General features: G+C 64.5%; 20 protein-coding genes. 12 read left to right on the top strand and 8 right to left on the bottom strand.

From position 1 onward, the window contains the following. Window positions 1–8 precede the first annotated feature (8 nt). The 6 genes from ACXJ1Z_RS12530 to ACXJ1Z_RS12555 all read left to right on the top strand — a co-directional run bounded on the left by ACXJ1Z_RS12530 (window position 9) and on the right by ACXJ1Z_RS12555 (window position 9,191). Window positions 9–878: an XrtA system polysaccharide deacetylase gene (locus tag ACXJ1Z_RS12530; RefSeq protein ID WP_463777048.1), complete on the top strand. Its 870-nt coding sequence runs from the start codon at window positions 9–11 to the stop codon at window positions 876–878. Then, window positions 875–1,951: a FemAB family XrtA/PEP-CTERM system-associated protein gene (locus ACXJ1Z_RS12535; RefSeq protein WP_463777049.1), complete on the top strand. Its 1,077-nt coding sequence runs from the start codon at window positions 875–877 to the stop codon at window positions 1,949–1,951. The genes ACXJ1Z_RS12530 and ACXJ1Z_RS12535 overlap by 4 nt, the downstream gene beginning before the upstream one ends. Beyond that, complete coding sequence (locus ACXJ1Z_RS12540) at window positions 1,952–3,187, top strand: TIGR03087 family PEP-CTERM/XrtA system glycosyltransferase (RefSeq protein ID WP_463777050.1); 1,236 nt, start codon at window positions 1,952–1,954, stop codon at window positions 3,185–3,187. Further along, window positions 3,177–4,739 (top strand): exosortase A, encoded by a 1,563-nt coding sequence (gene xrtA / locus ACXJ1Z_RS12545; protein ID WP_463777051.1) that lies wholly within the window; start codon window positions 3,177–3,179, stop codon window positions 4,737–4,739. The genes ACXJ1Z_RS12540 and xrtA overlap by 11 nt, the downstream gene beginning before the upstream one ends. An 11-nt stretch (window positions 4,740–4,750) precedes the next feature. After that, window positions 4,751–6,646: an XrtA/PEP-CTERM system amidotransferase gene (locus ACXJ1Z_RS12550; RefSeq protein WP_463777052.1), complete on the top strand. Its 1,896-nt coding sequence runs from the start codon at window positions 4,751–4,753 to the stop codon at window positions 6,644–6,646. Window positions 6,647–6,893: 247 nt separating this feature from the next. Beyond that, entirely contained in the window at window positions 6,894–9,191 is a 2,298-nt protein-coding gene (locus ACXJ1Z_RS12555; RefSeq protein ID WP_463777054.1) for an EAL domain-containing protein, read from the top strand. 379 nt (window positions 9,192–9,570) lie between these two features. Here ACXJ1Z_RS12555 and zapE read toward each other — a convergent pair whose 3' ends face one another. Genes zapE through ACXJ1Z_RS12570 form a run of 3 tightly spaced genes read right to left on the bottom strand, consistent with a single transcriptional unit; the run spans window position 9,571 to window position 11,948 of the window. After that, window positions 9,571–10,686, bottom strand: a complete 1,116-nt coding sequence (gene zapE / locus ACXJ1Z_RS12560; protein WP_463777055.1) for a cell division protein ZapE — start codon at window positions 10,684–10,686, stop codon at window positions 9,571–9,573. Window positions 10,687–10,696: 10 nt separating this feature from the next. Beyond that, complete coding sequence (locus ACXJ1Z_RS12565) at window positions 10,697–11,155, bottom strand: PaaI family thioesterase (RefSeq protein WP_463777056.1); 459 nt, start codon at window positions 11,153–11,155, stop codon at window positions 10,697–10,699. A 10-nt stretch (window positions 11,156–11,165) separates the two neighbouring features. Beyond that, window positions 11,166–11,948 (bottom strand): succinate dehydrogenase iron-sulfur subunit, encoded by a 783-nt coding sequence (locus ACXJ1Z_RS12570; RefSeq protein WP_463777057.1) that lies wholly within the window; start codon window positions 11,946–11,948, stop codon window positions 11,166–11,168. 216 nt (window positions 11,949–12,164) lie between these two features. Between ACXJ1Z_RS12570 and ACXJ1Z_RS12575 the strand changes: the two genes are divergently transcribed. Together ACXJ1Z_RS12575 and ACXJ1Z_RS12580 are read left to right on the top strand one after the other, a co-directional pair. Continuing rightward, a complete protein-coding gene (locus ACXJ1Z_RS12575; protein ID WP_463777059.1) occupies window positions 12,165–12,893 on the top strand; it encodes an SDR family NAD(P)-dependent oxidoreductase in 729 nt (242 codons plus the stop codon). A 128-nt stretch (window positions 12,894–13,021) separates the two neighbouring features. Beyond that, window positions 13,022–14,176 carry an acyltransferase family protein gene (locus tag ACXJ1Z_RS12580; RefSeq protein WP_463777060.1) on the top strand — a complete coding sequence of 385 codons (1,155 nt, stop codon included), beginning with the start codon at window positions 13,022–13,024 and terminating at the stop codon, window positions 14,174–14,176. An 83-nt stretch (window positions 14,177–14,259) separates the two neighbouring features. On the opposite strand, the gene ACXJ1Z_RS12585 is transcribed toward ACXJ1Z_RS12580, so the two are convergent. Further along, window positions 14,260–17,094: a ribonuclease E/G gene (locus ACXJ1Z_RS12585; RefSeq protein WP_463777061.1), complete on the bottom strand. Its 2,835-nt coding sequence runs from the start codon at window positions 17,092–17,094 to the stop codon at window positions 14,260–14,262. 574 nt (window positions 17,095–17,668) lie between these two features. Here ACXJ1Z_RS12585 and ACXJ1Z_RS12590 point away from each other — a divergent pair. Further along, entirely contained in the window at window positions 17,669–18,505 is an 837-nt protein-coding gene (locus tag ACXJ1Z_RS12590; protein WP_463777062.1) for an N-acetylmuramoyl-L-alanine amidase family protein, read from the top strand. 49 nt (window positions 18,506–18,554) lie between these two features. Then, window positions 18,555–21,098 (top strand): penicillin-binding protein 1A, encoded by a 2,544-nt coding sequence (locus tag ACXJ1Z_RS12595; protein ID WP_463777064.1) that lies wholly within the window; start codon window positions 18,555–18,557, stop codon window positions 21,096–21,098. Between the two features lie 138 nt (window positions 21,099–21,236). Here the strand turns inward: ACXJ1Z_RS12595 and ACXJ1Z_RS12600 are convergent, their stop codons facing one another. The 4 genes from ACXJ1Z_RS12600 to rplO form a co-directional block, all read right to left on the bottom strand. Next, complete coding sequence (locus ACXJ1Z_RS12600; protein WP_463777065.1) at window positions 21,237–21,737, bottom strand: CHAP domain-containing protein; 501 nt, start codon at window positions 21,735–21,737, stop codon at window positions 21,237–21,239. A gap of 146 nt (window positions 21,738–21,883) precedes the next feature. After that, a complete protein-coding gene (locus ACXJ1Z_RS12605) occupies window positions 21,884–22,531 on the bottom strand; it encodes an adenylate kinase (protein WP_463777067.1) in 648 nt (215 codons plus the stop codon). 53 nt (window positions 22,532–22,584) lie between these two features. After that, window positions 22,585–23,952 carry a preprotein translocase subunit SecY gene (secY, locus tag ACXJ1Z_RS12610; RefSeq protein WP_463777068.1) on the bottom strand — a complete coding sequence of 456 codons (1,368 nt, stop codon included), beginning with the start codon at window positions 23,950–23,952 and terminating at the stop codon, window positions 22,585–22,587. 208 nt (window positions 23,953–24,160) lie between these two features. Continuing rightward, on the bottom strand, window positions 24,161–24,691 hold the full coding sequence (gene rplO, locus ACXJ1Z_RS12615; protein ID WP_463777069.1) for a 50S ribosomal protein L15: 531 nt from the start codon (window positions 24,689–24,691) through the stop codon (window positions 24,161–24,163). A 284-nt stretch (window positions 24,692–24,975) separates the two neighbouring features. Here rplO and ACXJ1Z_RS12620 point away from each other — a divergent pair, with 284 nt between their 5' ends. Both ACXJ1Z_RS12620 and pyrH read left to right on the top strand, forming a co-directional pair. Then, window positions 24,976–25,977, top strand: a complete 1,002-nt coding sequence (locus ACXJ1Z_RS12620; protein ID WP_463781247.1) for an acyltransferase family protein — start codon at window positions 24,976–24,978, stop codon at window positions 25,975–25,977. Window positions 25,978–26,171: 194 nt separating this feature from the next. Next, window positions 26,172–26,891, top strand: a complete 720-nt coding sequence (pyrH, locus tag ACXJ1Z_RS12625) for a UMP kinase (protein ID WP_463777070.1) — start codon at window positions 26,172–26,174, stop codon at window positions 26,889–26,891. The last annotated feature ends 1 nt before the right edge of the window (window position 26,892 follow it).

Here is a 26,892-nt window from a genome sequence, read left to right on the forward strand (position 1 = left end):
CCAAACCCATGAACGCGCCCCAAGTCATCAATGGCCTGTCGGTCGACGTCGAGGACTGGTTCCAGGTCGGCGCGTTCGAGACGGTGATCGACCGCGCCGACTGGGAGGGCCTGACCACCCGCGTCGAGCGCAATTGCGACGCGATCCTCGGCATGTTCGCCGAGGCTGGCGTGAAGGGCACGTTCTTCACGCTCGGCTGGGTCGCGCAACGCCATCCCGCGCTGATCCGCCGCATCGTCGAGCAGGGGCACGAGATCGCCAGCCACGGCTGGGATCACGCCCGCGTGTTCCGCATGACCCGCGCCGCCTTCGCGCATGACCTCACCGTCAGCCGCAAGGCGATCGAGGACGCCGCCGGGGTCGCCGTTACCGGTTACCGCGCACCCAGCTTCTCGATCGATGCGCGCACGCCGTGGGCGCATGAGGAACTGGCGGCGCAGGGCTATGCCTATTCGTCCAGCGTCGCGCCGGTCGCGCACGACCACTATGGTTGGCGTGAAGCGCCAAGGTTCGCCTTCAACCCCTTGCCCGGCAGCGATTTCGTCGAGATCCCGGTGACGACCGCATTGTTTGCCGGGCGACGGCTGGCGGCGGGCGGCGGCGGGTTCTTCCGGGTGCTGCCTTACGCCTTTTCGCGCTGGGCGATCCGCCAGGTCAACCGCGATGGTCGCCCGGCGGTGTTCTACTTCCACCCCTGGGAGATCGACCCCGAGCAACCGCGCGTGGCCGACGCCTCGATGCGCTCGCGGCTGCGGCACTACACCAACCTCGACGTCATGGCCGACAAGCTGCGCCACCTGATCGGCGAGTTTGCCTGGGATCGCATGGACGCAATCGCGATGCGCGAGGCCCGCAGCGCCGTGCCGCTCGCGGCGTGAACGCGCCGTTCGTTCCCATGCACGCGACGGTGCGGCTGGCCGACTTGCGCGATCCCGACGACCGGCGCGCGATCGCGCATTTCGTGCGCGCGCATCCACAAGGCACGCCGTTCCACTTGCCGGCCTGGCTGGACGCGGTGGAGCAGGGCACGGCCAACCGGGCGATGGCGCTGGTGGCGGAACGAAGCGGCGCCATCCTGGGCGTGCTCCCGCTCAACGAGATTCACTCGCCCATCTTCGGCCGCCTGCTCGCCTCCACCGGATTCGCCGTCGATGGCGGCATGCTGCTGGCCGAGGGTGCGGACGGCACCGCCTTGCTCGCCGCCGCCGAGCGCCTCGCGCTGAGTCACTCGTGCCCCACCATCGAACTGCGCGGCGGCCCGGCCAGCGACGCGCGCGAGGGCTGGACGCTGCGCACGCAATCGCATTGTGGCTTCGTCACCCCGCTTGCCGCCGATGACGACGCGCAACTCACCGCCGTCCCGCGCAAGCAGCGCGCCGAGGTGCGCAAGAGCCTCGCCAACGACTTCCACATCGAAGTCGGCACGTCCCCCGAGATGCGCGCCGAGCACTACGCCGTCTATGCCGAAAGCGTCCGCAATCTCGGCACGCCGGTGTTTCCGCGCGCGTTGTTCGATGCGGTGCTCGACGGCTTCGGCGACGACGTCGACATCCTCACCGTCCGCCACGAAGGCCGCGCGGTGGCCAGCGTGCTGTCGCTGTATTGGCGCGGCGCGGTGATGCCCTATTGGGGGGGCGGCACCTGGGACGCGCGGCGGCTGCGGGCCAACGACCGCATGTACTACGAGCTGATGCTGCACGCCCGCCGGCGCGGGTGCGATCGGTTCGACTTCGGCCGCTCCAAAACCAACAGCGGCGCCTACCACTTCAAGCGCAACTGGGGCTTCACCCCCGAACCGCTGAGCTATGCGGTGTGGACCGCGCCCGGCGCCGACAAGCGCGATGCCGATCCCACCAGCGCCAAGCACCAGGCCCAGATCGCGCTGTGGCAGCGGCTGCCCCTGCCGATCGCCAACACCATCGGCCCGTGGATCGCGCGGGGGCTGGGCTGAGTGTCCGAGATCCTGTTCATCTCGCATCGAATCCCGTTCCCGCCCGATCGCGGCGACAAGATCCGCTCGCATCATGTGCTCAGGCATCTCGCGAAGCTGGCGCCGGTCCACGTCGCGACCTTTGCCGACGATGCGCTCGATTTCGCCGCCGCGCCTGATCTGGCAAACGTGGCGGCAAGCCACTGCCTCGTGCGCCGTACCAAGCCGTTGCCACTCGCCGCCGCCGAGGCGATGCTGACCGGCAAGCCCATCAGCCTCACCGCGTTCCACTCGGCCAAGCTGGCGGCGTATATCCGCAAGCTGCTGCAAGACCGTCCGATCTCGACGATCTACGTCTTCTCGGGGCAGATGGGCCAGTACGTTCCCGAGGGCTTCGCCGGGCGAGTGATCACCGACTTCGTGGATGTCGATTCGGCCAAGTTCGAGGCTTACGCCGTTCGCGATGGCGGCGTGAAGGGGTGGGCCGAACGCCGCGAGGCGAATCTGCTGCGCGCGCAGGAAGCCCTCATCGCGCGCCGGTCCGATGTCAGCCTGCTCATCAGCGACGAGGAGGCGGCGCTGTTCCGCAAGCGCCTGCCCGCCACCGACCGCGACCGGGTCACCGTGCGCACGCTCGCCAACGGTATCGACAGCGCCGCGTTCGATCCCGCCGCCACCGATCCCGAGCCGCAGCTGGCGGCGCTGCCGTTTCCGCGCCTGATCTTCACCGGGCAGATGGATTATGCCCCCAACATCGATGCGTGCCTGCGCGCCGCGACCCGCATCCTGCCACTGATCCGGCAAAGCTTTCCGCAAGCCAGCCTGCATGTCGTCGGCCGCAACCCGGCCGAGCGGCTGATCGCCTTGTCGGGCCGCGAGGGCGTGCATGTCTGGGGTCGCGTGCCCGAGGTACAGCCGTGGCTTGCCGGCGCCGATCTGGCGCTGGTGCCGCTGGAGATCGGGCGCGGTGTCCAGAACAAAGTGCTCGAAGCGATGGCGATGGCGCTGCCGGTCGTGCTCACGCGCGAGGCAGCCACCGGCATCGGCACGCGCAATCAGGTCGAGATGTCGGTCGGCGCCGAGGATACCGAGCTGGCCGAGGCTTGCGTCGGCTTGCTGCGCGATCTGCCGCGCGCCCGCTTAATGGGGGCTGCAGCCCGGCATTTCGTCGTCTCGCACGCAAGCTGGCAAGCCGCGATGAGCGACTTGCCTCATATCGTCGGAATGGCCGGAGCGGGCGCGCGCGATGCCGCTTGAGACTTTGGCGTTGCCGGGGTCGCTGCAGTCGCGCTGGCACGCTCTGCCCATGGCATGGCGCGGCGCCATCGTGAGGCTGGCCGCCGCCGCCGCATTGATGCTGGTCCTGTTCGCGCGCGATTGGGCGGCGATGGTCGATCAGTGGTGGAACACCTCCACCTACAACCATATCCTGCTGGTGCCGCTGATCCTGGGCTGGATGGTATGGCAACGACGGGCCGAAGTGATCAAGCTCGCGCCCTGCGCATGGTGGCCCGGGCTGCTGCCGTTCGGCGGCGCGGCGTTCATCTGGTTGCTGGGGGCGGTGTCGGGCCTCGATTTCGCGCGACAGGCGGGTCTCGTGGCGATGTGTGCTGCCATGGTGCCGCTGCTCGCCGGACCGCGCGTGCTGGCCGGACTTTTCTTCCCGCTGTTCTACATGATCTTCCTGATCCCCGCGGGGCAGGAACTCGTGACCATCCTGCAGACGCTAACCGCCCGGATCACCATCGCGCTGGTTCACTTCAGCGGCATGAAGGCGGCCATCGACGGCGTGTTCATCGCCACGCCCGCCGGCCTGTTCGAAGTGGCGGAGGCCTGTTCCGGCATCAAGTTCCTGGTCGCTATGATCGCATTCGGCGCGCTGATGGCGAACGTCTGCTTCGTCAGCCGGTGGCGCCGGACCGCGCTGCTGGCGGTGTGCATCGTCGTGCCGATCCTGGCCAACGGGGTGCGCGCATGGGGGACGATCTATGCGGCGCAACTGTTCGGCATCCAGGCGGCGGCAGGCTTCGATCACATCGTCTATGGCTGGTTCTTCTTCGCCTTCGTCATCGTGCTGGTGATCGGCTTGTCGTGGCGCTTTTTCGATCGCCCGGTCGACGATCCGCTGATCGATGGGGATGCGATCATGGCCGATCCGCTGCTTGCCCGCATGGCGCGCAAGCGTCTGGGTACGGGTGCGGCGATGGCTGCGTTTCTGGCGATCACGCTTGGCATCCACGGCTGGGCCCTGGCGGCGAACCGCCTTTCGGCGCAATTGCCGCCCAGGATCGACTTGCCGGCGGTGCCCGGCTGGACGCGGGTCGATTACCGCCCGCAAGTGTGGTGGCAGCCGCGTGCCAGCGGCGCCGATCACCGCCTGCTCGGGCGCTATGCGGATCGCGCGGGGCACCATGTCGACGTGTTCTTCGCGCTCTACGCCAGCCAGGGAGACGGCCGTGAGGCGGGTGGCTTTGGCGAAGGTGCGCTGACCCCGGGCTCCAACTGGGCATGGCAGGCCGATGCGGCGCCGATCGCAGACGCGGATGGCGAGCGCCTGCTGGGCAATGGCACGCTCGGGCGTGTCGCGCAGACCTGGTATCGCAACGGGGCGTTGCTGTCGGGCAGCAATACGCGGCTCAAGCTTGCGGTGATGAAGGACCGCCTGCGCCTGCGCGCGCATCCCACGATGCTGCTGATCGTGTCGAGCGAGGACATTCCCGGCAATCGCGCCGATCCGACGATCCGCAGTTTCGTGCAGTCCACCGGTCCGCTGGGCGCCTGGATGGACCGCATCGGCGGCGTGAAGTAGGGGCACAGGCCATGTGTGGCATCGCCGGGATCTTTCACCTCGAAACCGCCAAGCCGGTCGACCCCTTGCGGATCGAACGGATGTGCGACGCCATCGCGCATCGCGGGCCGGATGGGCAGGGCGTATGGACGGCGCCGGGGGTGGGGCTGGGGCATCGCCGCCTGTCGATCATCGACGTCGCCGGCTCGCCGCAACCGATGGCCTCGCCCGATGGCCGCACGATCCTGGTCTTCAACGGCGAGATCTACAATTTCCGCGAACTGCGCCACGAACTGCGCGCCGCCGGCGCGGTGTTCCGCACCGATGGCGACAGCGAAGTGATCCTGGCGGCGTGGCAGAAGTGGGGGCCCGAATGCGTCACCCGGCTGCACGGCATGTTCGCCTTCGCGATCTACGATCTGGCCGAGCGGACGCTGTTCCTCGCACGCGATCGGCTGGGCGTGAAGCCGCTGTTCCTGGCGCCGCTCAGCGATGGCAGCGTGGCCTTCGGCTCCGAGCTCAAGGCGCTGCTCGCGCATCCGCTGCTGCGGCGTGAAGTCGATCCGCTGGCGGTGGAGGACTATCTCACCTGGGGCTACGTGCCCGATACCCGCTCGATCCTGAAAGGCGTGACCAAGCTGCCCGCCGGCCATTCGCTGCTGCTGCGATCGGGCCAGCCGATGCCGGCCTCGCGCCAGTGGTGGGACGTCTCGTTCGCGGACCGCCGCAAGGGCAAGGTCGAGGATCTCGAAGCCGAACTGCTGCATCACCTGCGCGAGGCGGTGACATCGCGCATGGTCGCCGACGTGCCGCTAGGGGCGTTTCTCTCGGGCGGGGTCGACAGCTCCAGCGTGGTGGCGCTGATGGCGGAGGCGAGCGGCGCACCGGTCAAGACCTGCTCGATCGGCTTCGATGTCGCCTCGCTGGACGAGAGCGCTTATGCCGCGCAAGTCGCCGAGCGGTTCCACACCGATCATCGCGCGCGGCTGGTCTCTCCCGACGATTTCCAGGCGGTCGATGCGCTGGCGGCGATGTTCGACGAACCCTTCGCCGATGCGTCCGCCTTGCCCACCTGGCGAGTGTGCCAGCTCGCGCGGGAGACCGTCACGGTGGCGCTGTCCGGCGATGGCGCGGACGAGGCGTTCGCCGGTTATCGCCGGCATCTGTTCCAGCATGGTGAGGATCGCATGCGCTCCATCCTGCCCGCCGCGATGCGTGGGCCGGTGTTCGGCGCGCTGGGTGCGATCTACCCCAAGGCCGATTGGGCGCCGCGACCGTTGCGCGCCAAGACGACGCTGCTCTCGCTCGCGGGAGACAGCGCCACCGGCTATGCACGCGCGATCGGCATCACCCCGCCCGAGGGACGAGAACTGCTCTATTCGGCCGAGTTCCGGCGGTTGCGCGGCGATTACCGGGCAGAGGCTATGGTGACCGACCTGATGCGCGATGCGCCCGCCCGCTCCGGGCTGGACCGCGCGCAATATGCCGACCTCAAGGTCTGGCTTCCGGGCGATATCCTCACCAAGGTCGATCGTGCCAGCATGGCGGTCGGCCTCGAGGCGAGAGAGCCGCTGCTCGACCATCGGCTGATCGAGTTCGCGGCGACCCTGCCGGAATCCGTGCGCCTGCGGGGCAAGCAGGGCAAGTGGCTGATGAAGCGGGCCATGCGTCGTTATCTGCCCGACGACATCCTCTATCGCCAGAAGCAGGGCTTCGTCACGCCGATCGCGGCCTGGTTTCGCGGCCCGCTGGCGGGTGCGGCGCGCGCGATCGGTACCAGCGCGACCCTGGGACGCACCGGCTGGTTCGATAGCCGGCGGTTGACGGCGCTGGCCGAAAGCCATTATTCGGGCGCGGCCGATAATTCGCGGATCTTGTGGCAGCTGCTGATGCTCGACAAGTCGTTGGCGCATCTGGGCATCGGCTGAATCCACAGCTTTAACCTTCGTCAGCTGCGAAGCAGGCTTGTCACGCCCGATTTTGGCCTGCGTTAACTAAACTCAATCTTAGTACATTGCGCCTAGACCGACCCTGCAAGCGTCAACTTAGGGCGTCAATGAACAGCTTCGGTCGCACCATGATGAAATCGCCAGCGCCTGGGATGCGGATCGAAGATCCGCGTGCCGGCCATGGACGATCCGCGTTCGGCGGCCCTGCGCCTCTGGACCGACGGCTATGATCTCTCCGATCACCCGGGCGCGCAATGCGTGGCAGGACAGAAGATGGCGCATCGTCATCTCCGCGCTGCTGCTCGGCGTGTTCTGCGGTACCCTGGATGTTACGCTGCCGCTGGAAGACTTCTTCATCGCGGCGCGATCCAAGCTGCGGCACGAAAGCGCGGATGGCTCGATCGTGATCGTCAAGCTCGACGATCGGACTCTAACAGGTCTGCACAACAACGATACCAGCCCGCTGGCCGATGCAAAGGTTATTGAAAACCTGATGGCCGCCGGCGCGACCCGTGTTTTCTTTGACCGTACTTATCCGTTCTCGCCGCGCATGGCTGGAGCCGAAGAATTGACGCGCCAGTTGGCGCAGCACCCGGGACGCGTATTTTTCGGCGTCGCACGCAGGCTGGGCGCGGTGGGCAGTCAAGCTGCGGATACACTGCCGGCGGACGAGTTTGTCCGACATGCCGGTTTGGTATCCCTGGCCGTTTTCACAAACCCGTTCAATTTGAGCTATAGCTTTCCTTACTCCACGCCGAGTGTAGCAGGCAATCAACCGTCGCTTGCGGCGGCGATCGCGGGAGATAAGAGTTGGCCTGACGGCACATTCCGCCCGAACTTCGCCATCGATCCTGCCACTATTCCTTCAATCAGCTACCATGATGTCCTGCATGGGACGTTCGATGCTGCAAAGGTAAAAGGCCGTGCAATCGTCATCGGCTGGACCTCATCCACGACCGAGATCCGCTCGCTTCCTTTGGGCGAGTACGTTCCGGCAGTCTATTTCCATGTGATCGCGGCTCAGACGTTGTCCGGTGGTGTCCCGGTCGATCTTGGCTGGTTGCCGGCGTTTCTAGTGGTCGCGGCCATTATCTTCAGAGGCGTCGGTCGCCGCCATTCGTTCAAGATGATACGGATGGTCGGGATAGCGGCTGTGCTCATTCTCCTGCCTTTGATCCTCGATCAATTCAGAATCGAGCTAGACGTGATGCCGGCGATGATCATGGCGGTCTACGCGGTATTCAGCGCCCGCAATCTCGACAAGATACGCGACGTCAGCGAAACAAATGCCGCTTCCGGTCTGCCAAGCCTCCAGGCCCTGCGAGGGATGGACGAGCTGTCACCGTCCTTGCTTGTGGCGCTGAAGATCCGCAACTACGGCGGCATCATCCGCAACTTCAGCGATGCGGTAGAGGCCGATCTGGCCGGTGAAATCCAGCGCCGCATACGTATTAGCGAGCCTAACGTGACCGTCCACCACGAAGGCGACATGTTCGTCTGGCTGTCGAACCTCGGCGACATCGTCGAAGTGTTCGAAAACTTGGAGGGTCTGCATCGGATCGTGCAGAACGGCATCGTGCTCGAAGGTACCGAGGTCGACGTGGCGTTCAATTGCGGTGTCGACTCCGAAATCCAGCTCACCCTCGCGAACCGTGTCGCCAGTGCGATGCAGTCGGCGGAAGAGGCGGTGCGATCGGACGATCTAGTGTGCCATCACGACGGCGCGCGCGGCGAGGTCCAGTGGGAGATCTCGCTGCTCACCTCGCTTGATCGGGCGATCGACAGTGGCGAGGTGTGGGTCGCGTTCCAACCCAAGCTGGATCTGCGCACCAACCGCATCATCGGTGCGGAGGCGCTCGCACGCTGGACCCATCCCGAGCGTGGTCCGATCAGTCCGGAAAAGTTCATCGGCATCGCCGAGGAGTACCACCGGATCGAGCGCATCACCCGCTTCGTACTCGACAAGGCCATCCGCGCCGCCGCCAGCCTGGTGCGCGATGGGCGCGACTTCACGATCTCGGTGAACATCTCGGCGCAGCTGTTACGCAATCCGCGCCTGCCGCGCATGGTGATGGAAGCCCTGGCCACGCACGATCTCGCGCCCGAGCACCTGATCCTCGAGGTTACCGAGACCGATCGGCTCGACCGGTCGGACAAGACCCGCGAGATGATGGAAGTCTTGACCAGCGCCGGCTTGCGCATCTCCATCGATGACTTCGGCACCGGCAATGCGACGATCGATTACCTGCGCTATCTCCCGGCCTCAGAAGTGAAGATCGACAAGGTCTTCATCCGCGACATCGAAAGCAATTCCGGCGACCACCTGCTGGTGCAGTCGATCATCGAAATGGCGCATTCGCTGGGTCGGCAAGTGGTGGCGGAGGGCGCCGAAACCGGCGGCGCCATAGAGATCCTGCGGCACCTGAAATGCGATCAGGTGCAGGGGTATCATATCGGCCGACCCGTCCCATTCCGAGACCTGGTCGAACGTCTTTCCCAACCGGAGTTGCGATCGATCGGTTAAAAAATCATTGCCACTTTCTTAATGACTTGTTAACCGTGAGGGACCGCGAAACAATCGCGGATTTATCTCATGGGGAATTGAAGCATGTGGCATTGGGCTTGGCAGAACTTCTGATCTAGCTTTTACCTTCCTCGATCCGGGTTTCCGGCTCGATGAAAGTAAGCGTTAAGATCAAACCTTTCCGGCGGTTATATAGTGCTGGAGCAATTTCTGGTTGAATTGACAACCAGGAGGGCGTCGCGGGCGGAAGCTCGAGGCGCCTTCATCGTTTTTGCTTGGCGGATCATCGGCGTATTCGGCGTATCAAAGCTCGATTGCGATTGCCGAGAGCTTTTGATTGCGGCTACGCGCCGCTCGGCTCATCCCGAAACCGGGGCGCTCAGTCTTCGCCGTGGCCCAGCGCGAGGTAAGCGGCGCTCTGCATTTCATTAAGACGGCTGACGGTCCGCTCGAATTCGAATCGCCCATTGCCGGCCTGGTAGAGATCTTCAGGCTCGGCATCGGCGGTGGCGATCAGCTTTACCTTGTTCTCGTACAAGGCGTCGATCAGCGTCACGAAGCGCGCCGCTTCGTTGCGCTTGTCCGGGCCCATCTTCGGTATGCCGACGATGATCACCGAGTGGTACGCGTGCGCGATCGCAAGGTAATCGGCCGCGCCGCGGGGCTCGCCGCACAACCGCTTGAAGCTGAATACGCCAACGCCCTTCAGGCTCTTGGGTACGTGCAGCAGGCGCCCGCCGCCCAGTTGCAACTGTGCAGCCGGGACATGCTCTGCGTCCTCGGGAGGGTAGTCCGTCAGGCGATAGAAGGCCTCGCGCGTCTGCGCCGTTGCCGCCTCGCCCAGCGGCGTGTGCCAGGTATCCATCCCGCCAAGGCGCTGCAGCCGGTAATCTGTCGGCCCATCCAGTGTCATCACGTCCAGTTCGGTCTCGATGAGCGCGATGAACGGCAGGAAGTGCTCGCGGTTGAGGCCATCCTTGTAAAGATGCGACGGTGCGCGGTTCGAAGTGGTGACGATGGTAACGTTCTGGTCACGGATCAGCGCGGTGAACAGCCGGCTCATGATCATCGCATCGGCCGAGTTGTTCACCACCATCTCGTCGAACGCCAGACAGCGCAGATTGCGGCCGATCGTCGCTGCTACCGGCAGAATCGGGTCGCCCGCTTCCTTCTTGCGTTCCTCGCGTAGCAGCGCGTGCACTTCCAGCATGAAGGCGTGAAAATGCACCCGCCGCTTTTCCGGGATCGCCAGCGTGTCGTGGAACAGGTCCATCAGCATCGACTTGCCGCGTCCGACGCCGCCCCACATGTAGACGCCGCGTGGGCTGTGCGCCTTGCGGCGACGCAGCCGCCCCAGCAGGCCGATGGCCGCGTGACTCTTTTCAAGCTCTCGCTGCAGAGCTTCGAGTCGCTCGGCCGCCTTGGCCTGATCGGGATCGGCCCGCAGCTCGCCCGTGGCGACAAGCGCTTCGTAGCGATCGAGGATGCCGGTCATCGCCCGGCGGTCATCGTTGCGATGGCTTGCGGATGGTACCCAGATAGCTGGCGATCAGGCCATGCTCCTGCTCCACGGTGCCACGCAGGAAGACCAGCCTGCCGGTCTCCCTCATGACTTCGCCGACCATGTCGAGCGGTTGACCGACCTTGCCGCTGCCGATGAACTGGCAACTGAGGTCCAGCGTCACCGATCCGGCGATGTTCCCACCCAATACCGTGTTGACGGTCGCGAATATGCCGATGTCGACGAGTGCCAGGGTAACCGCGCCATGGATCGCGCCGTGCGTGTTGCTGTGCCGCGCGGCGGTATCGACCATGCGCACCCGCGCCGATCGGGCGCCTTCGGGGCGGACGATCAGCTTGCCGATGGCGACCGGATTGAACCGTTCGGCATCGGCCATGTCCCAGGTATGCCAGCCCGGGTTCTGAGGATCGGGCTGATGGATGAACGCAGTGGTCGGCTGCACCTAGCGGTACTCAGACGTGGCGCTCGGCCTGCATCTTCTTGATCTCGGCGATGGCGCGGGCCGGCGACAGACCCTTGGGGCACACGTTGGCGCAGTTCATGATCGTGTGGCAGCGATAGAGGCGGAAGGGGTCTTCCAGCTCGTCGAGGCGCTCGCCGGTCATCTCGTCACGGCTGTCGGCCAGCCAGCGGTAAGCCTGCAGCAGGATCGCCGGGCCGAGGAACTTGTCCGAATTCCACCAGTAGCTCGGGCACGACGTGGAGCAGCAGGCGCACAGGATGCACTCGTAGAGGCCATCCAGCTTTTCACGCTGTTCGGGGCTCTGCAGCCGCTCCTTGCCGGACGGCGTGGTCGATACCGTCTGCAGCCAGGGGCGGATCGAGGCATACTGCGCGTAGAAGTGCGTGAAATCGGGAACGAGATCCTTGATCACGTCCATGTGCGGCAGCGGCGTGATCCGGATCTCGCCCTTGAGATCCTCGATCGCGGTGGTGCAGGCAAGACCGTTGCGGCCGTTGATGTTCATCGAGCAGGATCCGCAGATACCCTCGCGGCACGAACGGCGGAAGGTCAGCGTGGGATCGGCCTCGCTCTTCATCTTGATCAGCGCGTCGAGCACCATCGGGCCGCACTTTTCGAGATCGATCTCGAACGTGTCGTAGCGTGGATTCTCGCCGCTGTCGGGATCGTAGCGGTACACGGTGAATTTCTTCACTTTGGTGGCGCCCTCGGCCTTGTGGACCTTGCCCTTGGTCTTGATCTTGCTGTTGGCCGGGAGGGAGAACTGCGCCATCGACGTATCCTGTGATCATGCCACGCGGCTTGAAGCCGCGACTGCCATAACCCTCTAGCGATTGTGCGGCGCGGGGCAAGTACGAGATCATGCCTTTCCCGCAAGGGCGGTTGCGTGATCCGATTGCGCCGGACGGCACAGGCCAGAGCATCGTGCGCCATCGCTGCGTCATTGAGGGCACTGGCGAGCGGCGCAGCAACGCTATAGCGCCATGGGATGGTTGCAACTCCACCTCTTGTCGCATGCGTGTTCGGAGCGAGCGGGGGTATCGGCGCGGCGCTGGTCGAGGCTCTGGCGTCGCGCGAGGATGTCGCGATGGTTCACGCGGGCGCGCGCAAATTGCCGCCCACGCATGAAAAAGTGCGGCCGTTCGTGTTCGATCTGAATGACGAGGCGTCGATCGTCGCGGCGGCGGGCGCCATGGCGGATGCGCCGCCCGACTTCGTCATCGTGGCGACGGGCGCGCTGGCCTTTTCGGACGGAGCGCCACCGGAAAAGTCGCTGCGGGCGATCGATCCTCAGCGCATGGCGGCTCTGTTCGCGCTTAACACGATCGGCCCGGCGGTGATTGCGAAGCACATGCTCGGTTTGCTGCCACGCGATCGCCGGAGCGTCTTCGCCGTGCTTTCGGCGCGTGTGGGCTCGATCTCGGACAATCGACTGGGCGGCTGGCACAGCTATCGTGCATCGAAGGCGGCCCTCAACATGCTGGTGCGCAACTTCGCGATCGAGATGCAGCGCTCCCACCCCCAGGCCGTGATCGCCGCGCTGCACCCGGGCACCGTCGACACGCCTTTGTCGCGTGCATTCCAGCGCAATCTGCCGGCCGGGCAACTGACACAGTCCGCCCAGGCCGCGGATCACTTGCTGAGCGTGATCGATCGACTGACGCCTGCTGAGAGCGGCGGCTTCTTTGCCTGGGATGGTCAACCGATCGCGTTCTGATCACGGTTTGGACGATCCGGGGCCTTGCACGGCTCGTCCTCAAGCATCCTATTCGTTGATCGTAGGTTCATCCGGGCGACCTGAAACCCGTGTTGCGAGCCATGCTCGTTGGCGGAGAGAGGAACCCGATGCAAACCACGAACGGACAGCGGCGGGAGCACTTCTGGGATGCCTTGCGCGCGTTTCTGATGCTGCTCGGCATTCCCTATCATGTCGCGCTGTCGTACCAGCCGGGGCAGGACTTCATCGTTCATTCGGGTGAGGGCGTGCTTGGCTTCTCGCAGTTCGCGGATGCCGTGCATCTGTTTCGTATGCCGGCCTTTTTCGTCATCGCCGGCTACTTCGCGCTGCTGTTGCTGGACCGCCGCGAACCGATGGACTGGCTGAAGGGGCGCTTCATGCGGCTTGGATTGCCGCTGCTGACGTGCCTCGTCACGCTGGTGCCGCTCATGAACATCGTGTGCGAGCTTTCGAACCTTCCCACCCGCGAAGCCGTGCAGTCCTGGCGGGAAAACTCGCTGACATCGGGCGGCTACTGGGTTCGGCACCTGTGGTTCATCATCGTGCTGCTGTACTTTTCGACGGCTGCGGCGATGCTGGTGCGGCGTTGGCCACGGCTCAAATCGGGCGGAGTGCGAACGGATGTCGACCGTTGGTGCGCGCGCAACTTCGCCGCCGCCATGTTCCTTGTCGGTGTGACGATCGGGGCGTGGGAGGCGCTGGCGCTTGAGGGCTTCTATCGTGCCGGATTGAACACGAACGTGCCGCAGCAGATCCTGCGCCTGGATGAAGCCATCATCTTCATGCCGTGGTTCGTGCTGGGCGGCCTGCTGGTCCACGCCCGTGCGACGCTGGAGCGCGCCACCCGCTTTTCGCTACCGATGGCTATCGCAGCGTTCGTTCTCACCGCCTCGTGGCTGATCGGCCATGCGGAGGTCGCGCCCATGGTCGAGCGCTTCGTGGCGGCCTTTGCGGCCTTGACGATGACGCAAGTGCTGATCGCGGGCGCCCGTGCCTTGCTCGACCGGCCCATGCCGCTGGTGCGCCGGATGACCGATGCGTCGTTCGTGATCTATCTGTTTCACCTGCCGCTGATCGCACTGCTGGTCTGGCTGGGCCAATCGGTGCCAGTGCCGCCGCTGTTGAAGGCGATCGCGATCATGATCCTGTCGCTGGGACTGTCCTACGCGGCTTGGTCGGCGATCGGCCGTATCCGCAGCATGTCGCTCCTGTTCGAGGGCATGTTGCCGCGATACCCGCAAAAGCGAGTGCTGGCCGCCTAGACGTAACCAATAGGCTCCAATGAAGAACACCCCCCGGCGCCGAGCCGGGGGGTGTTCCTGGTGTTCGCTATGGACGCGTTGGATCAGGCGCCGAAGGTGCGCTGCCACCAGCCGCGACGGGGCTTGCCGTCGGAGCCATCCTCGCCTTCGCTGCCATCCTCGTTCGCGACATCCGAAGCGGTCACGGGCGCTTCGGGCTGCTGAGGTGCGGAGGCTTCCTCGGTCGCCGTTGCGGACGGCGCGGCTTCGGACGCCTTGCTGCGGCGGGTACGCTTGGGCTTGGCCGGAGCCTCGTCCTGCGTCACCTCTGGCTGCGCGGCGACGTCTGCAGCGACTTCGACCGGCGCTTCCGCATCGGCCTTCTTGCGGCGCGTACGCTTGGGCTTGGCCGGTGCTTCCGCCGGCTCCTCGGCCACTGGCGCTACCACCGGCTCGCTCGCTTCGGCGGCGTCGACGGCATCGGCCTTCTTGCGACGGGTCCGCTTCTTGGGCGCAGGCTCGGCAACGGGTTCGGCCGCTTCGGTGACTGCCACCGCAGCGATCGGGGCGACCTCTTCCGGCTCGCTTGCAGGCGCGGCTTCCTCGACGTCAGCGGCTTCGGCAGGATCGTCCTGACCGTCATCGGCCTCGGTGCCCTGCGCTTCGCCTTCCTCACCGGCACGATCGCGACCGCGACGGCGGCGACCACCGCGACGGCGACGCTTGCGCGGCGCATCGGCGTCATCGGAGGCTTCGACCGCCTCACCGTCATGCTGCTCGTCGTCGCCAACATCAGCGGCTTCGGTTTCGGTGCCATCGTCCAGACCGTCGACATCGCTGCCCTCGAGCCCGATATCGCCTTCAGCGTCCTGCTCGCTGCCCTCGATCTCGGAACCGTCCTCGCGGCGATCGCGATTGCGGCCGCGACGGCGCTTGCGGCGCTTGCGGTTGCGACCTTCGCCATCGCCCTCGGCATTGCGCTCACCGGACCGATCGGACGAGCGTGGCTCGTCCTCGGCGACGAACTCTTCTTCTTCCTCGTCCTCGATGATGAAGTCGTCCTCCACCTCGTCGGCGATCGGATCGAAGCGCGGTACGAACTCGTTGCGCGGACCCGACGACAGGACGCGCATCTTGGCGCCCTCGTTCTCGCCCTCGGGGATGACCTCGACGTTCACGCCGTAACGATGCTCGATGTCGGCAAGGTCGGCGCGCTTGGCGTTGAGCAGGTAGATCGCCGCTTCGGTGCTGGCGAAGGCCGAAACGACCACGCCGCGACCCTTGGCCGCCTCGTCCTCGATCAGGCGCAAGGCCGACAAGCCGGCAGAGCTGGCGGTGCGGACCAGGCCGGTGCCGTCGCAATGCGGACAGCCGCGCGTGGTGGCTTCGAGCACGCCGGTGCGCAGGCGCTGGCGGCTCATCTCCATCAGGCCGAAGCTGGAGATGCGTCCGACCTGGATGCGCGCACGATCGTTCTTGAGCGCGTCCTTCATCGCCTTTTCGACCTTACGGACGTTCGATCCGTATTCCATGTCGATGAAGTCGATTACGACGAGGCCGGCCATGTCGCGCAGGCGCAACTGACGGGCGATCTCGTGCGCGGCTTCGAGGTTGGTGTTCACTGCCGTCGCCTCGATGCCATACTCCTTGGTGGAGCGGCCCGAGTTGATGTCGATCGAGACCAGCGCTTCGGTCGGGTTGATGACGATGTAACCGCCCGACTTCAGCTGCACGACGGGGTCGTACATCGCCGTCAGCTGATCCTCGGCGCCGAAGCGCTGGAACAGCGGCACGGGGTCGGAGTAGGGCTTCACCTTGGCCGCATGGCTGGGCATCAGCAGCTTCATAAAGTCCTTGGCGGCGCGGAAACCCCCTTCGCCCTCGACCACGACTTCTTCGATGTCGCGGTTGTAGATGTCGCGGATCGCACGCTTGATCAGGTCGCTGTCGGAGTGGATGAGCGCCGGCGCCGACGAACGCATCGTCGTTTCGCGAAGCTCGTCCCACAGGCGCGCGAGGTAATCGAAGTCGCGCTTGATCTCGGTCTTGGTGCGCTGCAGGCCCGCGGTGCGCACGATGCAGCCCATCGAACGCGGAAGCTGCATCTCGGAGATGATCGACTTCAGGCGCTTGCGGTCGGCGACCGAGCTGATCTTGCGGCTGATGCCACCGCCATGGCTCGAGTTGGGCATGAGCACGCAATAACGGCCGGCAAGGCTGAGGTAGGTGGTAAGGGCTGCGCCCTTGTTGCCGCGCTCTTCCTTGACGACCTGGACCAGCAGCACTTGGCGGCGCTGGATGACGTCCTGAATCTTGTAGCGGCGGCGCAACGCCATACGCTTTGCGCGCAAGTCGTCGGCTTCCTTGGAACGGCCACCGCCGCCCTTGGACTGGCGGCGCCCACGGCCACCCCGGCGCTGCGAACGGTCTTCGCCCGAGGTGGACTCATCGTCGGCGTGTTCGTCGTCACCGTGATCGTGATCGTCGTCGCCGTCTTCGAACTGGCCGGCTTCGATCGTCGCGACTTCGTCCTTTTCGGACGTGTCGACTTCGGTCACGCCGCCTTCGTCATCGCCGAAGTCCTCGTCCGAACCGTGCGCCTCGTCCTCGTCATCGCCTTCGGTGGCACGCAGGGCGGCCTCTTCCTCGGCGTGCGCGGCTTCTTCGGCCAGGAGTGCCTCGCGATCCTCCTTGGGGATCTGATAATAATCGGGATGGATTTCACTGAAAGCCAGAAAACCGTGCCGATTGCCGCCGAAATCGACGAAAGCTGCCTGCAGCGATGGTTCTACCCGCGTGACTTTCGCGAGGTAGATGTTGCCCTTTATCTGCTTGCGGTCGGCCGACTCGAAGTCGAATTCCTCAATGCGATTTCCCTTGAGGACCGCCACCCGGGTTTCTTCCGGGTGGCGCGCATCGATTAGCATGCGCGTTGCCATTGTATGTTCTCCAGACGCGCCGCGGCTCTGCCTCGAGGGCAGCGGCGGCGCGATTTTGTTCGATGGTGCCGCGGCCGGGCTTCGGGCGAGTGCCCGTGCGTTCCGGCGCGGCGAGGTGAAGCATGTCGAGGCCGAACGCCTCGTCAGCGGATTTCGTGTCTGCGATCGTGTGAGTGCGCGGCGCAATCGGCGGCGCTGCAAGCGGCGTCCGGACCGCCCATGCCCAATCGGGCATCGGCTGGCAGGACGGCAGTTGCATTCTCATGGTTCGCGTCAACCTGTGCGGATACCGGAAGTGATTTCCGGCCGTGACGACCGGGTTCTGAACAGATCCGTCGCGGTCCCAAACCATCGGGTGGCTTGTCTGAGGAATGGCGAGGATCGAAGCGTCAGGCCCCGGGTCGCGACGAACTAGCATTTGTGCGTCCGGGGAGCAAGGTCTTGGCTGCACGCGACAGAGACCGGCGCAAGTCGAGGCCGGCAGATACTTGCGGGTATGCGGATCTGGGGCATTGCCCTGTTGAGATCCGCCACTTAACCAGTCGCCACCATGTCACGCGGCCTCCAGTTCGCAATGCTTCTGATATTGCCGCTGGTGGTCCTGGGGGCGGTCGTGGGCGCTCGGTATTTCGGCACGACTTCCGATCCCGCCTATGTCGTGCGCCTCGATCTGCCGACGCCCGATCGACCGCGCGATTTGCCGGCGATCGCCGGGCCGCAGGATGCCAGCCGCCCGTTGGTGGTGATCGATCCCGGGCACGGCGGCTTCGATCCGGGCGCCGGGCTTGGTGCCATCAAGGAAAAGACGGTGGCGCTGCAGATCGCGCTCGCCTTGCGTGACAAGTTGCTCGAGCAGGGCGGTATTCGCGTGGCGATGACGCGGGACGACGATCGCTTCGTGACACTGGCCGAACGTCCCGGGATCGCCCGCCAGCTGGGAGCGGATATGTTCGTTTCGATCCATGCCGACAGCGCCACGGCCGACGGCGCACACGGCGCCAGCGTCTATGTCCTGTCCGAGCGCGGCTCAAGCGAGGCGGCGGCCCGGTTCGCCGCCCGCGAAAACAGGGCCGATACAGTCAATGGCGTCAGCCTGGCCGGAACCAGCGATGCGGTCGGCGCGATTCTGCTGGACCTTTCGCAGCGCGAGGCGACCGGCAGTTCGGTGGCGGCGGGCGAACTGGTGCTTCGCGAACTGCGGGGCAAGCTGCCGCTTCATTACGACAGCGTGGAATCGGCGGCGCTGGCGGTCTTGAAGGCGCCCGACATCCCCTCGATCCTGTTCGAGACCGGCTACATCAGCAACGCGGAGGATGCCCAGCTGCTCGAATCGGAGGAGGGCCGGCGGACGATCGCGGACGCGGCGGCGCGGGCCATCCGCGTCTTTTTCGCCCGCCAGGCCGGCGCCTGAGCCTCGCCGCTGGCCTTGTCCGGAATTTGGATGCTACAGGGCTGGCGCAATGAGCGATCAGGCACAAACCCCAGCCGACCCGGGCGCCGGCCCGGACGCCAGCGACGTCACGTATCGCATACGCCGCGATGGGCGCGGGCCGTTCCGCGCGATCCGCGGCGCCTGGCGCCGCCGCAAGTGGCTGCGGCGTTTTGCGTACCTCGTGCTTGCCGGGCTGATCGGCCTGGGCGTGTTCTGGGTGATCCTGACCAAGGACCTGCCCTCGACCGACAAGCTGGGCGATTATCAGCCGCCCTTGCCGACGATGGTGCGTGGGATCGATGGACAGATCGTCTATAGCTATGCGCGTGAGCGGCGCGTGCAGTTGCGCTTCGTCGACTTTCCGCGCCCGGTGATCGACGCCTATCTCGCAGCCGAGGACAAGACCTTCTGGACGCATGGCGGCGTCGACTACACCGGTCTGCTCGGTGCGGTGGTCGACTATGCGGCCAAGTTCGGATCGGGCGACCGCGCCCGTGGCGGGTCGACCATCACCCAGCAGGTCGCTAAAAACATCCTGATCGGCGACGAGTATTCGATCACCCGCAAGCTCAAGGAAATGATCGTCGCGCGGCGGATCGAATCGGTCCTGACCAAGCAGCAGATCCTCGAGCTTTACCTCAACGAGATCCCGCTCGGCCGGCAAAGCTTCGGCGTGCAGGCGGCGGCGCGCGCCTATTTCGACAAGGACATCGACAAGCTCGACCTGCACGAGGCGGCGTTCCTGGCGATCTTGCCCAAGGCGCCCGAGCGCTATGGCCGCGCCAAGTATCTCGACATGGCGATCGCCAGGCGCAACTATGTTCTTCACCAGATGGTCGTGAACGGCTGGGCCACGCCATCGGCGGCGGCGGCGGCGGCGGCGATGCCGCTGGGCCTCAAGCCAAGGCGCGCCGAGCGCTACGATCCGTCGATCGGCTATTTCGTCGAGGAAACCCGTCGCCGGCTGATCGACCGCTTTGGCGAGAACGCCGAGGACGGCCCGCAGAGCGTCTATGCCGGTGGCTTGTGGGTGCGCACGTCGCTCGATCCCGGGATGCAGACCGCGGTGCGCGACGCCTTGCGCGCAGGGCTGCTGCGCTATCACGGCAACAGGCCATGGGTCGGCCCGCTGGCGCACATCAGCGACATGGATACCTGGCAGACGCAACTGATCGTCTCCAATCTCACCATCGACTACAAGGACTGGCGGATCGGCGTGGTCATCGCGCGCAGCGGCAGCACCGGCCAGATCGGCTTTACCGACGGTAGCGTGGCCGAACTGACGAACGTGCCAGACAAGGCGAAGGTGGGCGACGTCCTTGCCGCCGCGCCGGTGCGATCGGGTACTTACGCGGTGCGCACCATTCCCGAGGTGTCGGGCGGCATGGAGATCGAGCAACCGGCCACCGGGCGCATCCTGGCGATGCAGGGCGGCTTCGATTCGGGACTCGGCTCGTTCAATCGCGCCACCCAGGCGATGCGGCAGCCAGGTTCGACGATCAAGCCGTTCGTCTATGGCACCGGGCTGCTCTATGGCATGACGCCGGCGACCCAGGTGCTCGACGGGACGTTCTGCGTCTATCAGGGGGCGGGCCTTGGCAACAAATGCTTCCGCAACTTCGGCGGCGGCGGCGGCGGCACCCACACGATGCGCTGGGGCCTTGAGCAATCGCGCAACCTGATGACCGTGCGGATCGCCAACGACACCGGCATGGCGCGGGTGATCAAGACGTTCCACAACGTCGGCATTGGGGACTACAAGCCGTACCTGTCATTCGCGCTGGGCGCCGGCGAGACCACGGTATCGCGCATGGTGAACGCCTACTCGGCCCTCGCGAACAACGGCGTCCAGTTCCCGGCGTCGGTCATCGACTATGTGCAGGACCGCAATGGCAAGGTGATCTGGCGCTCGGATGATCGGCGCTGCATGGGATGCAACATGCCGCAGTGGGACGGCAAAGGTATGCCGCGCATCGCCCGGCGCGGCAAACAGGTGCTTGATGCGGCCACGGCATATCAGGTCGTGCATATGCTCGAAGGCGTGGTGACGCGCGGCACGGCGGTGACCTTGCGCGATCTCAACCTGCCGCTGTTTGGCAAGACCGGCACCACCAGCGGCCCCACCGATGTCTGGTTCTGCGGCGGTTCGCAGGATTATGTCGCGGGCGTGTACCTCGGGTACGACAACCCGCGATCGTTGGGTGGATATGCACAAGGCGGCCGAATTGCCGCGCCGATCTTCAAGCAGGTCGTGCTCGCCACCAAGGACCGCTGGAACCATCAGCCATTCGTCGCACCTGCCGGTATCCGGATGGTCCGCATCGATCGCGTGAGCGGCAAGCAGGTCATGGGCGCCGAGCCGGGCACCGATCCCAAGGCCGCGATCATCTGGGAAGCGTTCAAGCCCGACACTGAACCCAAGCGCTACACCGCGCAGGACGAGTTCACCCGCAAGCGTGACGCCTTGATCGCGGAAGTCCGCGCTGCGCAGGTCGATCGCACCAGGGCATCGCAAGCCGAGGCAGCAGGCGTGCCCGCCGACTTCGCCGAGCAACAAGGCGGCCTGTACTGAGGGGGCTTGCGGGTGTCAGCCGGGCGCTTTGATGCCCGACAGGGTGCAGACCTCTAGCCTTGGTGATCGGGACAAGGCGTTGCAGGACGGTGGGCGGACAGACGCCCGCTCTCCCCCAATGCGAGCCGCGTCCGGCATTCAGCCTGGGGGCGGGGTATCGCCGAGGTTCAAGACCACTCTGGGGCTGGGTTCCGCATGAGCCGGGGTGCTATAGATAAACCCGAATGCCGCGTTCTTGCGCAGGCCCAGCCCGGCCGAAGGGCCATACCACACCCGCACTTCGCTCCAGTCGCCGGCTTCCGAGACGTCCTCGGCCAAGGCATCGTGTTCGATCCTGCCGGGGCGCGACCAGTTGGCATGGTCGAGCAGAAGATGCCGCTCGTCGACGATGCGATCCACCACCGCGACGTGACCATACCGATTGGTGCTGCTGGCCTTGAAGACGAGGACCGCACCCGTGGCGGGTGACTGGCCGCGGCTGTAGGCGCCCTGCGCCTGATCCCACCACGTTGCAGCGTTGCCGTGGATGGGAATGCCCGATCGCTCGCGTGCATAAGGGGCACATTGCAGGACGGACTGGGCTGATGCGCTTCCAGGCAGCAATGCGGCGAAAGCGAGAAGCGCGGGAACCATTTTCATCGATCGGCGTTCTAGCACGCCGGAATTGGCAGGGAACTGCCGCCCGCCTAGGTTGATCGCCCAGGGTGGGCGCTTCGTCCCGCAAACCGCATCGAAGTCGACTTACCGTCTGACAACCAGACGCGCCCCGATGCGATCGGCAAGGATCAGCCGGCGAGGATCGTCTCGATCCGCGCCGTCACCTCGTCCATCTCGGCCATGCCATCGATCTTGCTGACGATTCCGCGTGCTTCGTAGATCGGCAGGATCGGCGCGGTCTTCGCACGATACTCGGCCATGCGCGTACGCACGGTCTCGGCATTGTCATCGGGACGGCGCTTGAACTCATGGCTGCCGCACTTGTCGCAGGTGCCGGCGACCTTCGGCTGCTCGAACGTGTCGTGGTAGCCCTTGCCGCAGCTGGCACACGTGAATCGCCCGGTAATCCGCTCGACAAGCGCATCCTCGTTGACGTCCAGCTCGATCACATGGTCGAGCTGCCGGCCACGATCGGCAAGGATCGCATCGAGCGACTTCGCCTGCTCGGCTGTGCGTGGATATCCATCGAAGATGGCGCCGGTCTGCGGGCCCATCACGTCGAGTTCCTCACCGATCAGCCCCGAGACGATCTCATCGCTGACCAGTTCGCCGCGCTCCATCACGGCCTTCGCTTGCAGGCCGATCGGCGTTCCCGCCTTCACTGCCGCGCGGAGCATATCCCCGGTCGAAAGCTGACGCATTCCGCGCCGCTCTACCAGGCGCTGTGCCTGCGTACCCTTGCCCGCTCCCGGCGGCCCCAGCAGGATGATGTTCACGCCACGTCCCCTCGATCGTCTACTTCGGCATCAGCCCCGATGGATCGACGCGCCTAGCGCATCCGACCCTTCAGCTTAGCCTTCTTGATGAGGTCGCCATACTGGTGAGCCAGCAAGTGCGACTGGATTTGTGTGATCGTGTCGACGGTGACGTTGACGACGATCAGCAAGCTGGTGCCACCCATGAACAACAAGGGCAGGCCGGTCTGCGAAAGGAAGTACTCGGGCAGAACGCACACGATCGTCAAGTAGATCGCACCGATAACGGTGATACGCGTGAGGACATAGTCGAGGTAAGTCGCGGTGTTCTTGCCCGGACGGATGCCGGGGATGAAGCCGCCGTTCTTCTTGAGGTTCTCCGAGGTCTCCTCAGGATTGAAGACGACCGCGGTGTAGAAGAAGCAGAAAAAGATGATCCCGGCCGCGTAAAGCAGCATGTACAGCGGCTTGCCGTGGCCCAGGTACTGGTTGAGCGCGACGACGATCTGGCCAGCGGTCGATTCCGGCGCCAGCGACTTGCCGGCGAACTGGGTGATCGTGAGCGGCAGCAGCAGCAGCGAGCTGGCGAAGATCGGCGGGATCACGCCGGCGGTGTTGATCTTGAGCGGCAAGTGGCTGCGATCGGCCTGCATCATGCCGCGCTGGGTGGCGCGCTTGGGATACTGGATCAGCAGCCGGCGCTGGGCCCGCTCCATGAAGCAGATGAACAGGATCATCGCCACGATCAGCACGACCAGCAGCACGATGGTGAGCGAACCGGTATCACCGGCCGAATACTGGTTCATCACGTTGGACACGAACGTCGGCATCTGCGCAACGATGCCCGACATGATGATGAGCGAGACGCCGTTGCCGATGCCGCGGCTGGTGATCTGCTCACCGATCCACAGCAGGAACATGGTGCCGCCGATCAGGCTGATGACGGCGCCGATGCGGAAGACCATGCCGGGGTCGACGACCGCCTGCAGTCCGCTGGAAGCACCGTAAGCCTCAAGGCCCTGCGCCACGAAGTAGCCCTGGATGCCACACAGCAGCACCGCGCCGTAGCGGGTGTACTGGTTCATCTTCTTGCGGCCGGCTTCGCCTTCCTTCTTCAACGCGATCAGCGAGGGATGCAGAGAAGCCGCCAGCTGCACCACGATCGAGGCAGTGATGTAGGGCATAACGCCCAGGGCGATGAGGCTCATGCGCTCGAGACCACCGCCCGAAAAGGCGTTGAACATGTCGAGGATGCCGCCGCGCGTCTGCTCGTAGAGCGACTGCAGGACCAGCGGATTGACTCCGGGCAGCGGCACGAAGCTGAGGAAACGAAATACGATCAGCGCACCGACAGTGAACCAGATGCGCTTCTTGAGCTCGGTCGCCTTGGAGAAGTTGGCCAGGCTGAGAGTGCTGGCGATGTTGTCGGCGCGTGAAGCCATTGTGGAAATGGTGCCTTAACTTGCGGGTCGTTCGAACGGAGGTGCCGTTCAAAGCCGGACCTTGTCCGAACCCTTATCGCGGCCCGGAGCGCTTGTCGAACCCCCGATGGAGCTTGAGACAGCGCATATAGTTTGCGCCAGAGCCGTCACAATCCCGGCGCAGTGCCTTCCTGCTGGAAGACACCGCGCCAAGGATGTACGTGTCGGATCAGGCCTTGGCGGCCTTGGCGGCGTTCTTGCCGCGCGGCTTGTCGGCATACTTGCCGGTAACCACCGCAGGCTCGGGCAAAGCAACCGAACCGCCGAGCGCTTCGATCGCCGAACGTGCGCCGGCGGTCACGCCGGTGACGTTGAACGAGACCTTGGAGGTCAGCTCGCCCTTGCCGAGCAGGCGCACGCCGTCCTTGCCACCACGCGCGAGGCCGGCGGCCTTGAGCACGTCGTGGTCGATGGTCGTGCCCGCATCGATCTTGCCGGCGTCGATCGCCTTCTGGATCAGGCCCAGGTTGACCTCGGCATAGTCCTTCGCGAAGGCCTTGTTGCTGAAGCCGCGCTTGGGGATGCGCATGTGGAGCGGCATCTGGCCGCCTTCGAATCCGTTGACCGAAACGCCCGAACGCGCCTTGGCACCTTTCTGGCCGCGGCCCGAGGTCTTGCCCTTGCCCGAGCCGATACCACGGCCCACGCGCATGCGGCGGTGACGGGCGCCTTCGTTGTCTCTAAGTTCGTTCAGCTTCATGGTGTGCACTCGCTTTCGCTTTTGTCGCGCTGATGGAAGCGGCGGCCCTTATGCGATCATGGGCAGGATGTCATCTGGATAATGAAGGTGCCGAACTGCACCCACTTTCCGAAATTGTCACTTTTACCATCGGTGAGACTTCGTCGCAGTGAGGCCTGTAGGCCGATCGAAGCGTGAGGATGTGGCAGCCCGATTATGAAAATCGCATTTGGTATTCGCGACCCCTTAATAAAACGCGGGTAGCATTGGAGAATACCTCTACGAATTTCCTCAGGCAATTTGCAATGACGGCGCACCGGCTACCTATTTTTGACGGATTGCGGGGCATAGCCGCAGTGGTTGTCATGCTTTATCATGCCAAAGTAATTTTTGAGATCCAAGGCCCCTTTTCGCGTGGTTATCTGTTCGTTGACTTCTTCTTTTTGCTAAGCGGCTTCGTTCTCACGCTTGCGACGCGAGATAGGTTTTGTGTGCGCGGTGAAGCCACTAAGTTCGTGTTTGAGCGAATGAAACGCCTGTGGCCTTTGTCGGCAGTCGGAACCTCGTTGGGTGCGGCAATTAGCCTGATCCTGAGCGGGCCTGAGGGCGGGGCTTACCACATAGCACTTGGACTGTTGATGATTCCCGCCTTCATCGGTCAAGGTCAATTGTTCCCACTCAATGGCCCACAATGGTCCTTGTTTTTCGAGCTTATGATCAATGTTTTGCACGCTATGGTCTTACGGCGGCTTAACGATCCGCAGTTGCGACTAGCGCTCTTAGCGTCAGCGCTTGGCCTTGGCTTGATGATCATGCGCTTTGGATCAAATACAGTGGGCCCCTTCGCCTTCAATTGGCAATGGGCGCTTCCTCGTGTGGCCTTTTCATACCTTTTCGGGATGTGGTTCGCTCGCCGCTGGATGGCCCGACCGCCGGTCGCCATCCTTAATTGGAGGTCAGCGCTCATACTGCCGGTGACATGCGTAGTCGTGTTGCCAAGCTTACCGCTAACTTTGGGCATCGGAGACATGCTTGCTACGATCGTGCTAATGCCGACACTTTTTTGGGTGGCAGCTTGCGCGGTAGTCCCACCGGGCGCCGAAAAATGGCTAAAAAGGATCGGTGCATTGTCTTTTCCGCTTTACGCGATCCACCTACCGATTCTCGAGTTATTTGCGCATTTCGACAAGGGTCCCGTGCCTTTCGTTTTTGCAATCGTGACGTCCATTCTCGGCGCGTTCTTGCTGGGGCGACCTGTATTCAAAATGGCGTGGACCCAACCTCCTCAACCCACCTTCTCTGCTTGACGAGCGTCCTGTAGCACTTTGTAATCGCGCATAGGCGGAGGAGGCTCTCAGTCATGCGCCTGCCAAGATATTCGGTCCAAGGTCAGTGCTGTTCCAGGTATTGGCGCGATCCCTTTACCTAACCTGCGCCCTTGGCAATCGATGCACGCGCTTCTAAAGCCGCAGCCGACCCCCCCAAGCGAGAACTCCTTTCCATGGCATCCCCCTACAAGCGCGTCCTCCTGAAACTCTCGGGCGAAGTGCTGATGGGAAGCCAGCAGTTTGGCATCGATCCCGATTTCGTCGCCGAGCTGGCTCAGGAGGTGAAGTCGGCCAAGGAGACCGGCCTCGAAGTCTGCCTCGTTATCGGTGGCGGCAACATCTTTCGCGGGATGGCCGGGGCGGCGCGCGGCATGGACCGCGCGCAGGCCGACTACATGGGCATGCTGGCGACGGTGATGAACGCGCTGGCGATGCAGAACGCGCTGGAGCAACTCGGCGTCGATACGCGCGTGCAGTCCGCAGTGCAGATGGATCAGGTCTGCGAGCCGGTGATTCGCCGTCGGGCGGAACGGCACCTCGAAAAGGGCAGGGTGGTGATCTTCGCCGCCGGAGTGGGCGCGCCTTACTTCACCACAGATTCTGGCGCCGCCTTGCGCGCGGCGGAGATGCAGTGTGATGCGCTGTTCAAGGGCACGAGCGTCGATGGCGTCTATGACAGCGATCCAAAGTCCAACCCGGACGCCCAGCGTTACGACCACGTAGACTACGACACCGTCCTCGCCCAGAACCTGAAGGTGATGGATGCATCCGCCGTGGCGCTGTGCCGCGACAACGCGATTCCGATCGTGGTGTTCTCGATCCGCGAGCGTGGCAATCTTGCCCGCGTGCTCGCCGGACAGGGCACCCGTACGATCGTACAAAAAGGAGCCTGAC

It is taken from the genome of Novosphingobium sp. TK46 (assembly GCF_055361525.1).

Coding starts and splice junctions, on each gene's coding strand:
- xrtA (WP_463777051.1), top strand. CDS start 3,177: ATGCCGCTTGAGACTTTGGCGTTGCCGGGGTCGCTGCAGTCGCGCTGG.
- ACXJ1Z_RS12530 (WP_463777048.1), top strand. CDS start 9: ATGAACGCGCCCCAAGTCATCAATGGCCTGTCGGTCGACGTCGAGGAC.
- rplO (WP_463777069.1), bottom strand. CDS start 24,691: ATGAAGCTGAACGAACTTAGAGACAACGAAGGCGCCCGTCACCGCCGC.
- ACXJ1Z_RS12595 (WP_463777064.1), top strand. CDS start 18,555: ATGAGCGATCAGGCACAAACCCCAGCCGACCCGGGCGCCGGCCCGGAC.
- ACXJ1Z_RS12550 (WP_463777052.1), top strand. CDS start 4,751: ATGTGTGGCATCGCCGGGATCTTTCACCTCGAAACCGCCAAGCCGGTC.
- ACXJ1Z_RS12575 (WP_463777059.1), top strand. CDS start 12,165: ATGGTTGCAACTCCACCTCTTGTCGCATGCGTGTTCGGAGCGAGCGGG.
- ACXJ1Z_RS12580 (WP_463777060.1), top strand. CDS start 13,022: ATGCAAACCACGAACGGACAGCGGCGGGAGCACTTCTGGGATGCCTTG.
- ACXJ1Z_RS12600 (WP_463777065.1), bottom strand. CDS start 21,737: ATGAAAATGGTTCCCGCGCTTCTCGCTTTCGCCGCATTGCTGCCTGGA.
- ACXJ1Z_RS12570 (WP_463777057.1), bottom strand. CDS start 11,948: ATGGCGCAGTTCTCCCTCCCGGCCAACAGCAAGATCAAGACCAAGGGC.
- ACXJ1Z_RS12620 (WP_463781247.1), top strand. CDS start 24,976: ATGACGGCGCACCGGCTACCTATTTTTGACGGATTGCGGGGCATAGCC.
- ACXJ1Z_RS12555 (WP_463777054.1), top strand. CDS start 6,894: ATGATCTCTCCGATCACCCGGGCGCGCAATGCGTGGCAGGACAGAAGA.
- secY (WP_463777068.1), bottom strand. CDS start 23,952: ATGGCTTCACGCGCCGACAACATCGCCAGCACTCTCAGCCTGGCCAAC.
- pyrH (WP_463777070.1), top strand. CDS start 26,172: ATGGCATCCCCCTACAAGCGCGTCCTCCTGAAACTCTCGGGCGAAGTG.
- ACXJ1Z_RS12590 (WP_463777062.1), top strand. CDS start 17,669: ATGCTTCTGATATTGCCGCTGGTGGTCCTGGGGGCGGTCGTGGGCGCT.
- ACXJ1Z_RS12585 (WP_463777061.1), bottom strand. CDS start 17,094: ATGGCAACGCGCATGCTAATCGATGCGCGCCACCCGGAAGAAACCCGG.
- zapE (WP_463777055.1), bottom strand. CDS start 10,686: ATGACCGGCATCCTCGATCGCTACGAAGCGCTTGTCGCCACGGGCGAG.